The 12,130-nt window shown below is 73.9% G+C and carries 10 protein-coding genes; 2 read left to right on the forward strand and 8 right to left on the reverse strand.

The window, feature by feature from the left end; translation table 11 throughout:
• Positions 1-116: 116 nt before the first annotated feature.
• The 7 genes from NCC78_RS18515 to NCC78_RS18545 all read right to left on the reverse strand — a co-directional run bounded on the left by NCC78_RS18515 (position 117) and on the right by NCC78_RS18545 (position 8,908).
• Positions 117-971, reverse strand: coding sequence for a TrmH family RNA methyltransferase (locus NCC78_RS18515; RefSeq protein ID WP_250795911.1), 855 nt, complete (start codon positions 969-971; stop codon positions 117-119).
• A 59-nt stretch (positions 972-1,030) separates the two neighbouring features.
• On the reverse strand, positions 1,031-1,597 hold the full coding sequence (locus NCC78_RS18520) for a dihydrofolate reductase family protein (protein ID WP_250795901.1): 567 nt from the start codon (positions 1,595-1,597) through the stop codon (positions 1,031-1,033).
• Between the two features lie 139 nt (positions 1,598-1,736).
• The gene (locus NCC78_RS18525) at positions 1,737-3,671 is read right to left on the reverse strand and encodes a Na+/H+ antiporter NhaA (RefSeq protein ID WP_250795903.1); all 1,935 of its coding nucleotides are present in this window, start codon (positions 3,669-3,671) and stop codon (positions 1,737-1,739) included.
• Between the two features lie 113 nt (positions 3,672-3,784).
• Entirely contained in the window at positions 3,785-5,998 is a 2,214-nt protein-coding gene (locus NCC78_RS18530) for a transglycosylase domain-containing protein (protein ID WP_250795904.1), read from the reverse strand.
• 225 nt (positions 5,999-6,223) lie between these two features.
• Positions 6,224-7,036 (reverse strand): hypothetical protein, encoded by an 813-nt coding sequence (locus NCC78_RS18535; protein WP_250795905.1) that lies wholly within the window; start codon positions 7,034-7,036, stop codon positions 6,224-6,226.
• Between the two features lie 284 nt (positions 7,037-7,320).
• On the reverse strand, positions 7,321-8,430 hold the full coding sequence (locus NCC78_RS18540; RefSeq protein ID WP_250795906.1) for an SPFH domain-containing protein: 1,110 nt from the start codon (positions 8,428-8,430) through the stop codon (positions 7,321-7,323).
• Between the two features lie 4 nt (positions 8,431-8,434).
• Positions 8,435-8,908, reverse strand: a complete 474-nt coding sequence (locus NCC78_RS18545; RefSeq protein WP_250795908.1) for an NfeD family protein — start codon at positions 8,906-8,908, stop codon at positions 8,435-8,437.
• A gap of 115 nt (positions 8,909-9,023) precedes the next feature.
• On the opposite strand from NCC78_RS18545, the gene NCC78_RS18550 reads away from it, so the two are divergent.
• Complete coding sequence (locus NCC78_RS18550) at positions 9,024-10,340, forward strand: serine hydrolase domain-containing protein (protein ID WP_250795909.1); 1,317 nt, start codon at positions 9,024-9,026, stop codon at positions 10,338-10,340.
• Positions 10,341-10,437: 97 nt separating this feature from the next.
• Here the strand turns inward: NCC78_RS18550 and NCC78_RS18555 are convergent, their stop codons facing one another.
• On the reverse strand, positions 10,438-11,259 hold the full coding sequence (locus NCC78_RS18555; protein ID WP_250795910.1) for a DUF3097 domain-containing protein: 822 nt from the start codon (positions 11,257-11,259) through the stop codon (positions 10,438-10,440).
• Between the two features lie 362 nt (positions 11,260-11,621).
• Between NCC78_RS18555 and NCC78_RS18560 the strand changes: the two genes are divergently transcribed.
• The coding region (locus tag NCC78_RS18560; protein ID WP_504920446.1) for an Rv1486c family protein at positions 11,622-12,130 on the forward strand (509 nt) is incomplete at its 3' end.

Here is a 12,130-nt window from a genome sequence, read left to right on the forward strand (position 1 = left end):
CCCGGTTGTCCGGTGACGTTCGCGGGGCCCGGGGCGGCCCGCCCGTGGCGCAGCGGGGCGGCCCGGCGGCCGTCGGGGCCGGGACGGGCTGCCCCACGCGGTGATCGCGACCCGGGTCAGAGCGGGTCGTCGCGGCCCAGCTCCCAGCAGGCGACGGCGGTGGCCGCGGCGACGTTGAGCGAGTCGACGCCGCGGCGCATCGGGATCACCACCCGGACGTCGCTGGCGTCCATCGCCGCCCGGGTCAACCCCGCGCCCTCGGCGCCGAGCAGGAGCGCCGAACGGGCCCGCCGCGCGGCGTCGAGACGCTGGATCGGCACCGCGTCCGGCGCCGGGGTCATCGCCAGCACCGTGAACCCGGCCGCGCGGACCTCGGTCAGCGCGGCCGGCCAGGGCTCCAGCTTCGCGTACGGTACGGCGAAGACCTCGCCCATGCTCACTCGCACGCTGCGCCGGTAGAGCGGGTCGGCGCAGGACGGCGAGAGCAGGACGGCGTCCACCCCGAGCGCGGCCACCGCCCGGAAGATCGCTCCCAGGTTGGTGTGGTTGTTCACGTCCTCGAGGATCACCACCCGCCGGGCGGTGGCGAGCACTTCCGCCGCGGTGGGCAGCGGCTTGCGCCGGAACGACGCCAGCACCCCGCGGTGCACGTGGAAGCCGGTGGCCCGTTGCAGCACGTCCGGGGTGGCGGCGTAGACCGGCGCGTCCCCGGTGTCCAGGTCGGCGAGCTGGTCGACCCGCTTCGCGTCCACCAGGTACGACCGGGCCGGGTAGCCGGCCCGCAGCGCCCGCCGCAGCACCAGCTCCCCCTCGGCGATGAACAGGCCGTGCGGCGGCTCCCAGCGGGTGCGCAGCTCGACGTCGGTCAGCGCGCGGTAGTCGGCGATCCGGTCGTCGTCGGGGTCGGTGATCTCGTGGACGGGCACCCGACGATTCTGCCCGGCCACCCGCGCCGACCGGGCGGCGGGCAGGTCGGCGCCCCGGCCGGTCGCGTGGGGCCGGCCGGGCCCGGGCGGGTGGCGGCTCCGGCTCAGTCCGCCACCCGGTCGTAGCGGAGCAGGACCGCGCGGGAGTCGAAGCTGCGCGTGGCGACCAGCCCCAGGTCGAACCGGTCCTTGGCGGTGAAGACGGGCTTGCCGCCGCCGAGGACCACGGGGTGCACGACCAGGTGGTACTCGTCGATCAGGCCCAGCCCGGTCAGCGCCCCGGCGAGGTCCGCGCCGCCGGTGAGCAGCAGGTCGCCGCCGGCCTCGCGCTTGAGTGCGGTGATTTCCTCGGCGAGGTCACCCCGGCCGATCACCCGGGCGCCGTGCTCGGCCCCGGTCAATGTCCGGGAGACGACGACCTTGGGCGTGCGCCGCCAGACGGGCGCGAAGGCCAGGTCGTGCGGGTGGTCCGAGATCGACTCGGCCCGCGGCCAGTAGTAGGACATCATCTCCCAGACCCTGCGCCCGTAGAGGAAGGCGCTGGTCCGGTCGTTCAACCCGAAGGAGTACGCGGAGAGTTCCGGCCCCATCGCCGGCCAGTCGAACTCGCCGTTCGGGCCCTCGATGAAGCCGTCGAGCGACTGGTGCACGTAGTAGACGATCCTGCCCATGGTGCCGTTCCTCCCGGTGCCGGGCGCCCACCCTGGGCGCTCTCGCCAGGTGGTCGGAGCGGACCCACGGAATCCGACAGCCAGCGCGTGGCCTTGACGCCGCGCACCCGCCGCACGGCAGGGGCCGCTGCTCGGCGTTTCAGCTCTCCGGTCCGCCCTCGTGGCGGCGCCCGGGATCCCGACGGTACTCGGGGCGGAGCTTCGCGCTGGCGAACGCCGCCTTCACCGCCCCCGAGAGCGCGGTGATGTCGTACGCGCCGTGGTGACGCCGGCCGTTGATGAAGAAGGTCGGGGTTCCGGTCACGTCGCTGAGCTCGGCGGAGTCGACGTCCTCGGCGATCCGGTCGGCCCCTCGGGCCTTGGCGAGGTGCTCGCGGAACCGGTCGAGGTCCAGGCCGAGCTGTTCGGCGTAGCCGAGCACATCGGCGGGGTTGAGCGCCTTCTGGTGCGTGAGAAGCAGGTCGTGCATCTCCCAGAACGCGCCCTGCTCGTCCGCCGCCTCGGCGGCCTCGGCGGCGAGTTGGGCGTGCGAGTGGACGTCGGTGAGAGGCAGGTGCCGCCAGACGTACCGGACGTTGGCGAAGTCGGTCAGCAGTTCCCGGACCACGGGCTCGGCCCGCCCGCAGTAGGGGCATTCGAAGTCGCCGTACTCCACGACCGTCACCGGCGCCTCGCGCGGCCCGCGCAGGTGGTCGCGCTCCGGATCGACCGGAACCATCAGGTCGACGAGCCCCTCGGTGGCACCGAGCAGCGCGCGGGCACGCCGCGCCGGGGACAGCCGGGCGGCGGAGCGGAACACCAGCCAGGTGACGACGGACGAACCGACCGTCGCGACGAGGATGCCGAGCTTCGCCTCCGTCAGGGCGGGGCCGCTCAGCGCATGGGTGGCGATCAGGAGGGCGACGGTGAACCCGATGCCGGAGACCGTGCCCACCCCGGCGACGGCGACCCAGCCGACCGGTGGCCGGAGCCGGTTGCGGCTGAGCCGGGTCACCAGCCACAGGGTGCCCACGATCCCGACCGGCTTGCCGACGACGTACGCCGCCACGACGCCCAGCGTGACCGGGGAGGTGACGGCACTGGCCAGGAGCTCGCCGTCGATCACGATCCCGACGTTCGCCAGCGCGAAGAGCGGCACGATCACGTAGCTCGCCCACGGGTGGTAGAGGTGCTGCAACCGCTCGTTCGGCGACAGCGCCGAGGCGAGCCCGACCCGGGCCGAACGGGCGAGCTGCGGGGTGGGCTGTTCCCGGAAGAGGCGGAACAGGTCGGTCGCCCGCTGCAGTTCGGTGCGGCCGGGGGCGTAGGCGTAGGTGAGCAGCCCCATCAGCAGGCCCACCACGACCGGGTCGACACCGGACTCCGACACCGCGAGCCACGCCGCCAGCCCAAGCAGCGCGTAGACCGGCCCGTACCGCACGCCCCGCCACCGGACGAGCAGGACGACGCCGAAGATCCCCGCCGCGGTGAGCAGGGCCGCCACCGACGGATGTTCCGGGTAGGCGATCGCCAGCACCGCGATCGCGACCAGGTCGTCGATGACGGCGACCGTCAGCAGGAAACCCCGCAACCGGTCCGAGAAGCGCGGCCCGAAGACGGCGAGCACGCCGAGCGCGAGCGCGGTGTCGCTGGCCATCACCGCACCCCAGCCCGCGGCGGTGGTGCGCCCGGCGTTGAACGCGAGGTAGATCGCGATCGGCAGGAGGATGCCGCCGAGCCCGGCCAGCATCGGCAACGTCAGCCTACGCCGGTCCCGCAGCTCGCCCAGGTCGAAGTCGCGGCGCAGCTCCAGCCCGGCGACCAGGAAGAAGAACGTCATGAGGCCGCTGTTGACCCAGGTACGCAGGTCGTGTGACACGCGCCAGTCGCCGAGCTGGACGGAGAAGGAGGTGCTCCAGAGCGACTCGTACGACGACACGTGGAGGTTAGCCCAGGCGAGCGCGGCCACCGCGCCGACCAGCACCACCCGTGCGCTGCCGGTCTCCGTGTGCAGAAACGAGCGCAGCGGGGCATTGAACCGGCCAACCCAGTGAGTCCGGCCCGACCATCCCCCGTCGGGGTGGTTACTCGTCACATGGACGATCCTTCTCCACCCGCTCGCCGCCTGGTTCGGATTCGGGCACACGGTCACCGGCCGAGACGCCGACCGGGCGGGTGATCCGCAGGCTCGCTGCGCGGAGTCGCGGGTCAGCCGCGGTTGGAGAACCAGCGGCGCAGGTCGGACAGGCGCTCCTCGTCCGCCGGGCGGCGGTCGTCGGCGGGCCGGCGGTCGTCGGCGGGCCGCCGCTCGACCGGGAGCCGCGGCTCGCCGACCAGTTCCCGGCCGGGTGCGGCGAAGGCCTGCTCCGGCTGCCCGTCGACGGCGGTGGCGATCACCCGGGCGACCGCGTCGATCACCCTGGCCTGCACCGCGGCGCCCACCGAGTCGGTGGTGTCGTCGGGGTTCGCGGCGATGCCGGCGACCGCGACCTGCGGGGTGAAGCCGACGAACGTCTCGGTGGCGTTCCGCTCCGAGCTGCCGGTCTTGCCGGCCACCGGGCGGCCGTCGAGGATCCGGTTCACCGAGGTGGCGGTGCCGCCGTTGCACTGCCCGTACGGCGACTGCTGACCGACCGGGCAGCGGGCCGCGTCGGTGGCGGCCCGGGCCACGTCGGCGTCGAGCACCCGCTTGCAGGACGGGTCGCCCACCGGCACCCGCTCGCCGTCGGCCGCGGTCACCGAGACCACCGGCAGCGGCGCGCAGTACGTGCCCTCCGCCGCCACGGTGGCGTACGCGTTGGCGAGGTCGAGCGGGGTGGTGGCGGCCACGCCGAGGGTGAACGAGCCCCAGTTCGCGGCGTTGTCGCGGGCGAAGGCGGCGTCGGCGTCGGCCCGGAAGGTGATGCCGAGGCGCTGCGCCATCTCCACCACCTTCTCCGGCCCGACCTGCTCGGCCAGCCAGACGAAGTAGGTGTTCACGGAGCGGCCGAAGCCGTCCCACATCATCCGGTAGCCGTCCATCCACTCCGGGTTGGCGTTGGCCGGGCACCACCGGCCGGCGCAGCTGCCGTCACCCTCGGCGGCGTACCGGGTGGGCAGCCGGCTGGGCGCGTCGAAGCCGGTGGCCAGGGGCTTCCCCGACTCCAGGGCGGCGAGCATGGTGAAGAGCTTGAACGTCGAACCGGCCTGGTAGCCGTCGACGCTGTCCCCGCCGGAGATCAGCGGGTTGACGGTGTTCGGGTGGTTGGTCTGCCCGGCGGGGTTGTCGGCGAGGCTGTAGTGCCGGTTGACCGCCATCGCGAGGACCCGGCCGGTGCCCGGCTCGACCGCGGCGATCGGCAGCGCCCGCGCGTTGTCGTACCCGTAGACGCCGGTGGCCTGCTTCTGCGCGGTGGCCTGGATCTGCGGGTCGAGGGAGGTCACCACGGTGTAGCCGCCCCGGCGCAGCGCCTGCTCGCGCTCCTCGACGGTCGCGCCGAACGCCGCCTGCCCCAGCCACCACTGGCGCAGGTAGTCGCAGAAGAAGCCCCAGTCCTCGTGCCCCTGCGCGACGGCGGTGCAGCCGTTGGGTTGCGCGGTGGGGCGCAGCGTCGGCTTCTCGGCCTTCGCCCGCGCCGCCTGCCCGGCGGTGATCGCGCCGGTGGCGACCATCGAGTCCAGCACGTACCCGCGCCGCTCCAGCGCCGCATTCTGGTCACCGTCGATCGGGCTGTACGCCTCCGGCGACTGCACCAGGCCGGCGAGCAGGGCCGCCTCGGCGAGGGTCAGCTCCGCCGGCGCCTTGGCGAAGTACCGCTGGCTGGCCGCCGCGATGCCGTACGCCCCGGAGCCGAAGTACGCGATGTTCAGGTAGCGGTTGAGGATCTCGTCCTTGCCCAGGCGCTGCTCCAGCGCCGTGGCGTACCGGATCTCCTGCAGCTTGCGCCCGACGGTCTGCTCGGTGGCCGCGGCGCGCTCCTCGGCGGTGCGCCCGGGGTCGGTCTTGAGCACGTTGCGCACGTACTGCATGGTCAGCGTCGAGCCGCCCTGCTCGGTGCCGCCCCCCTTGACGTTCGCGACCAGGGCCCGGGCCAGGCCGCGCAGATCGGTGCCGCCGTGGTCGTAGAAGCGCCGGTCCTCGGCCGCCACGATCGCCTGCCGCATCACCGGGGCGATCTCGTCCAACGGCACGTCGGTGCGGTTGACGTCGTAGAACGTCGTGATCAGCGTCCGGCCGTCGTTGGCGTAGAGGTAGGAGCGCTGGGGCGTGACCGGGGTGCGCAGCGCCTCCGGCAGCGCGGCGTACGACCCGAGCGCCGACCTCGCGGCGAACCCGAGCAGCAGGTTGCCCGGCAGCGCGGCGACCGCCAGGACGAGACCGGCGAGCGCGCCGGCGAGCAGCACGGTGAACAGCCGCGACAGCGGCGAGCGGAGTCGGGCCATGGTCCCCAGGATTGCCACCGGAGCCGCCGACCGACCACCCTCGGCCCCCGGTTGTCAGCAACTTCACCGCCTCCTACCAGCGATTTCGCATCCCGCCCGACCCACCGGTCCCGCTCAGCCCCACCCTGCTCACGGCTCCCACGTCCGCCGATCGTCGAGGGGGTGCGAGTCCCGGCGACCGGGGTTCGCCGGGAACCGTGAGCACCGCGACCGCGCCGGCGTGGATCAGCCGGCGGCGAGGGGACCGTTGGTACCGGGAGAGCCGGGGGCGGCGGGCGTGGCGGCGCTGGCCACGCTGGCGTTGGTGGCGTCGCGGAAGATGTCGCGCGGGACCAGGCGGCCGGAGCGGTAGCCGATGCCGATGCCGGCGATCAGGACGAAGATCGCGCCGAAGGTCTGCAACGAACCGATCAGGGCGCCGCCCAGACCGAGCAGCGGAGCGGCGATCATCAGCATCGCGCCGTCGCCCATGCTGAACGTGCCCGACCGGGCGACCGACCAGCCGGTCAGCAGCCAGCCCGCGCTGTAGAAGGTGGCGCCCACCAGGACGAGCATCCGGGCGGTGGTGCCGAAGACCGGGGTCTGCTCCGCCAACCCGGCGAAGGGCAGCATGAGCACCGTGCCGGCGATGGACACCAGCAGGCCGGCGGCAGCGCCGCGGCGGCTGCGGGTCGCGGCCAGCAGCCCGGTCAGGGCCAGCAGGGCGAGCAGGCCGAGCCAGACCGCCGCCACCCAGCCCACCAGGTAGAGCGACCGGCCGTCGGCCGGGTAGGGGTCGTTGCCCACCCCGCCGTCGCTGGCCATCGCCACCACGCCGTAGAGGACGGCGTACGCCGGGAGCAGCCACACGGCGGCGCGGGCGAACCGGCGCAGCGACCACGCCCAGCTGGCGTTGGTGGCCGGTCCGACCGGCGTCGGGTCGACGAACGGGAGCACCCCGAACCCACCGCCGGTACGCCGGGTGCCGAGCGGGCCGCCAGGGTCGTGCGCGCCGGGCACCGGGGCCGAGGACCACACCCGCTTCGCCGGATCCTTCATGCGTCACCTCGCTCATCCACGAGCGGTGCGGGACGCGCCGGGGCGCCCCGATGCCTGGTCACCACCCGTCCTAGGACCGATGGTGGCAGGCACCGGAGCGCCCCATGAGTCTTTCTCGCATTTAGCCGCCGGCCCGCCACGCGACCGGCGGAGCCGTCGTCCCGTCCGCCCGACCCGGCACACCGTCACCGGGGGTCCCGGCCGACACCGGGAGCAGCTCGCCCCAGGACGGGGCGGGCCCGGGGCGGGCCGACCCGGTCCGACCGGACCGGGTCGGCCCTCGCTCAGCCGCGTTCGCGCTGGTCGGACGGGTCGTTGAGCAGGCTCGCCGGGGAGACCGGCTCGGGTGCCGGCAGCCCCTGCGGGGTCTTGCCGCCGGTGGCCTGCGCCTCGGCGACGCGTACCTCGTCGTGGATCTCCTGGGCGGCGGCGGCCGCGGCCTGCGCGGCCTCGGCGGCCTCCCGCTCGACCTGGCTCGCGTGGTCGGCCGCCTCCGGTGCGGGGAGGTCCCCCACCATCTTGCTCAGCCCGCCGAGCGCGCCACCCATCCCCTCTAGGGCCTTGGTCAGCTCGGCCGGCACGATCCAGACCTTGTTGGCGGTGCCGTTGGCGATCTGTGGCAGCGCCTGGAGGTACTGGTAGGCGAGCACCTTCTGGCTCGGGTTGGCCTGGTGGATGGCATCGAAGACGGTCCGGATCGCCTTCGCCTGGCCCTCCGCCTGGAGGATGCGGGCCTGCCGGTCACCGTCGGCGCGCAGCACCGCGGACTGCTTCTCGCCCTCGGCGGTGAGGATCTGCGACTGCTTGTGCCCCTCCGCGGTGAGGATCGCCGCCCGACGGTCCCGCTCGGCGCGCATCTGCTTCTCCATGGAGTCCCGGATGCTCGCCGGCGGCTCGATCGCCTTGATCTCCACCCGGGTCACCTTGATGCCCCAGCGGCCGGTGGTCTCGTCGAGCACGCCGGAGAGGTGCCGGTTGATCTCGTCCCGGCTGGTCAGCGCCCGCTCCAGGTCCAGCGAGCCGATCACGTTGCGCAGCGTGGTCACGGTGAGCTGCTCGATGGCCTGGAGGAAGCTGGAGATCTCGTAGGTCGCCCGGACCGCGTCGACCACCTTGAAGTAGAGGACCGTGTCGATCGACACCACGAGGTTGTCCGAGGTGATCACCGGCTGCGGCGGGAAGCTGACCACCTGCTCCCGCATGTCCACCTTGGTACGCACCGCGTCGATGAACGGGACCAGGAGGTTCAGCCCCGGATTGAGGGTCCGCTTGTACTTGCCGAGCCGCTCCACCACGTCCTGGCGCTGCTGCGGCACGATCCGTACCGCCTTGGCCAGGGTCACCACGGCGATCACCGCCACGGCTATCAGCAGCACCGGCAACACGAGTTCCATATGCTCACCTTTTCGCTTCGGGTAACTGCCCGGAGGAGGAAACGTCGTCCCGCCAGACCAGGGCGGTGGCGCCCCGGACCTGAATCACCTGCACCCGCTCACCGGGGGCGAAAACCTGAGCCGCGTCGTACGAGCGGGCCTGCCACAGCTCACCGTCGATCTTGACCATGCCCTGCCCGGTGTCGACCCGCTCCAGCACCAGCGCGGTGCTGCCCTCGATCGCCTCGACGCCGAAGGGCCGCTCACCACTGTCGAGGGCGGAGCGGCGGTGACGCCGAAGCGTCGGCCGGACACCCAGCACGGTCAACACCGACACCACGGCGAAGACGATCGCCTGGACCCCGACCGGCGCGCCGAGCGCCGCGGCGCCCGCGGCGGCGAACGCCCCGGCCGCGAACATGATCAGAAACAGCGTCGTGGTGAAGATCTCGGCGACCGCCAGCACGACACCCAGCACGATCCACAACACGGCGTCCACACCACGATCGTGACACGTTGATGCACGTGCCGACGAACGGTGATCATCAGTAAGCTCGGCGGCACCCCGAGCGAACCGGTCGCGGACCGGCCCGAGCACCGACCGAGGAGAGCCCGTGTCCCTGCTGCCCGACACCGTCCGTCAGGTCGACGCCCTGGTCACCGGGGCGCAGTCCGCCGGTCGGACGCCGTCGCTGGTGATCGGCGTGGTGCGGGACGGTGCTCTGGCGCACCTCGCCACCGCGGGGGAACACCCACGCCCCCACGCCGACCTGCAGTACCGGCTCGGCTCGATCAGCAAGACGATGACCGCGACGCTGGTCATGCAGGAGCGCGATGCCGGCCGGCTGGCCCTGGACGACCCGCTGGAGCGGCACCTGCCCGCCACCGGCGTCGGCACGCTCACCCTGCGGCAGCTGCTCGGCCACGCCAGCGGGCTGCAACGCGAGCCGGACGGCTCCTGGTGGGAGCGGTCCGAGGTCGGCGAGCTGGCCGCCCTGCTCGCCGGGGTGAGCGCCGACAAGATCGCCTATCCGGCGCACCGGTCGTACCACTACTCCAACCTGGCGTACGGCCTGCTCGGCGGGGTGCTGGAGGCGGTCACCGGCACCGGCTGGGCCGAGCTGCTCCGGCAGCGGATCCTCGCGCCGCTGGGCATGAGCCGGACGACGTACGCGGCGACCGAGCCGTTCGCGCGGGGCTACGTGGTGCACCCCTGGCACGACACGCTGCGCGAGGAGCCGCGCACCGACACCGGGGCGATGGCGCCAGCCGGGCAGCTCTGGTCCACCGCGGCGGACCTGGCCCGCTGGGCAGCGTTCCTGGCCGACCCGGCGCCGGAGGTGCTGGCGGCGGAGACGCTGACCGAGATGTGCGCGCCGGTGGTGATCAGCGACCTCGACTCGTGGACCGGCGGGCACGGCCTGGGGCTGGAGCTCTACCGGGAGGGCGAGCGGGTGTACGTCGGGCACGGCGGCTCGATGCCGGGCTACGTCGCCGCCCTGGCGGTACACCGCCCCACCCGCACCGCCGTGATCGGCTTCGCCAACTCGTACGGCTTCCGCACCGGCTCGATCGGGGCTCTCGGCCAGCAGATCCTGACCACGGTGCTGGACGCCGAGCCGGCGACCGCCCGGCCGTGGCGACCGGCCGCCGCGCCGCCCCCGGCCGAGGTGAGCGAGTTGACCGGGCGCTGGTGGTGGATGGGGCTGGCGATGGAGGTCAGCTGGGACAGCGAGCGCGGTGAGCTGGTGGCCCACCAGCGCGGCGAGCGGGTGCACCGGTTCGCCGCGGAGGGCCCGGACCGGTGGCGGGGCCGCACCGGCAACGAGAACGGGGAGCTGCTCACCGTGCTGCGTGACGACGCCGGCCGCCCGGTCGCCCTCGACATCGCCACCTTCGTCTTCACCCGCACCCCCGACCAGGAGCCCTGACCACTCCGGCACCGACAAAGGGAGGCGCGCGAGATCCTGGACGTGGTGGGCGTCCGAGGCCACTACGCCCAGGATCGAACGTGATCCTGCGCGGGGGTCACCCGGGCTGTCCGGGTTCGGTGACGAAGTCGATCAGGCGTTCCACGGCGTTGATCAGCGGGGTCTCCACGTCGGCGAAGCTGTCCACCCGGGACAGAATGTGCCGCCACATGTCGGCCTGCTCGGCCACGCCGAGCACCGCGCAGACCCCCTCCTTCCACGGCCGTCCCGGCGGCACCACCGGCCACGCCGCGATGCCCAGCGCCGCCGGCTTGACCGCCTGCCACACGTCGACGTACGGGTGCCCGGTGACCAGCACGTGCGGGGAGTTCACCCGGGCCACGATCCGGCTCTCCTTGGAGCCGGGCACCAGGTGGTCGACCAGCACACCGAGGCGTCGGGTCGGGCCGGGACCGAAGTCACGCACCTCGGCGTCGAGCGCGTCGATGCCGTCCAGCGGCTCCACCACCACGCCCTCGATCCGCAGGTCGTCGCCCCAGATCCGCTCGACCAGGGCGGCGTCGTGGACGCCCTCCACCCAGATCCGGCTGGCCTTGGCGACCTGGGCCCGGACCCCGTCGACCGCGATCGAGCCGGAGGCGGTGCGCCGGCGCGCGGCCGGCACCGGGGCGCGGGTCGGGCGGCGCAACGTCACCGGCCGGCCGTCGAGCAGGAACGCAGCCGGCAGCAGCGGGAAGTTCCGCCGCCGGCCGTGCCGGTCCTCCAGCACCACCGCGCCGGACTCGAAGCCCACCACCGCGCCGCAGAAGCCCGAGTCGGCGTCCTCGACGACGAGGTCCGGCTCGGCGTCCACCTCGGGGGTGACCCTGCGCCGTCGCCAGTCCCCCGCGAGCACGTCCTCCGTGTATCGCCGCCCCATGTCGATCACGCTAACCGCCGGCCGGCCCCCCGGCACCCCGACGCGCCGCCGCACCTTCCCGCACCCGCCCCGCACCCGCCCCCGCATCCGGCCGCCGGGCGGCACCGCGGCGCATCCCCGCCACCGCATCACGACCGCACCGCACAGGTCAGACCCTGCCGCCAGAAGCGCCGCGCACCCGCCGCCGCCTCCGTCACGACCGCCGTGCCGGGCGGCGACGCGCCGCAGGGCGAGGCCCGGCAGCAGGTTTGGAGATCGACGGACCGCGTCGTCCGAGGCGGCAGGACGGGGCGAAACGGGCAGGCGACGCGGCCCGAGCGGCAGTCGAGACAGGGGCGGCGGTGACCACGTACCCTTTCGGCATGTCCACCCCCGCAGCGGGCACGGCCACTCTCGCGCCGCGCCGGTCCAGCCGGTTCGTTGCCTGGGTGCGCGCGTGGCGCGCCGGGCTGGTGCCCTTCGACGAGGTCGCCGACGCCATCGCCGGCGACGAGGAGCATCTGGTCGCCGACGCCCCCGGCACCTGGACCGACGTTCCGCTGCCCGAGGCGCTGCCCATCCTGGCCAAACTCTCCCCGGACGACATCCGGCTGGTGCTGCCGGCGCCCGGTGACCCGCGCGGGTTGCCCGGGCCCGGCGACTTCGCCGGCGCGGCGCTGCTCGCCGGCGAGGCGGTCGTCGCCGGCGGCCTGGGGCTGATCCCGCAGGTCCGCACGCACACCTCGGGCTCGGGGGACGTCTTCGAGACGGTGCTCTGGCGGGTCTTCCCGCTGCCCGCCGACGCCCCGGCGGCCTCGCTGGCGCTGCCCGGCGCCGCCGAGGCCGAGGCGGAGCTGGCCGCCGCGCTCGCCGACACCACCGCCGCGCTGAC

The sequence above is a fragment of the Micromonospora phytophila genome (assembly GCF_023656545.1).
Taxonomy (GTDB): Bacteria; Actinomycetota; Actinomycetes; order Mycobacteriales; family Micromonosporaceae; genus Micromonospora; species Micromonospora phytophila.

Excerpts from the sequence above, each read along its gene's own strand:
- NCC78_RS18520 (WP_250795901.1), bottom strand. The coding sequence starts at position 1,597 with ATGGGCAGGATCGTCTACTACGTGCACCAGTCGCTCGACGGCTTCATC.
- NCC78_RS18530 (WP_250795904.1), bottom strand. The coding sequence starts at position 5,998 with ATGGCCCGACTCCGCTCGCCGCTGTCGCGGCTGTTCACCGTGCTGCTC.
- NCC78_RS18535 (WP_250795905.1), bottom strand. The coding sequence starts at position 7,036 with ATGAAGGATCCGGCGAAGCGGGTGTGGTCCTCGGCCCCGGTGCCCGGC.
- NCC78_RS18540 (WP_250795906.1), bottom strand. The coding sequence starts at position 8,430 with ATGGAACTCGTGTTGCCGGTGCTGCTGATAGCCGTGGCGGTGATCGCC.
- NCC78_RS18555 (WP_250795910.1), bottom strand. The coding sequence starts at position 11,259 with ATGGGGCGGCGATACACGGAGGACGTGCTCGCGGGGGACTGGCGACGG.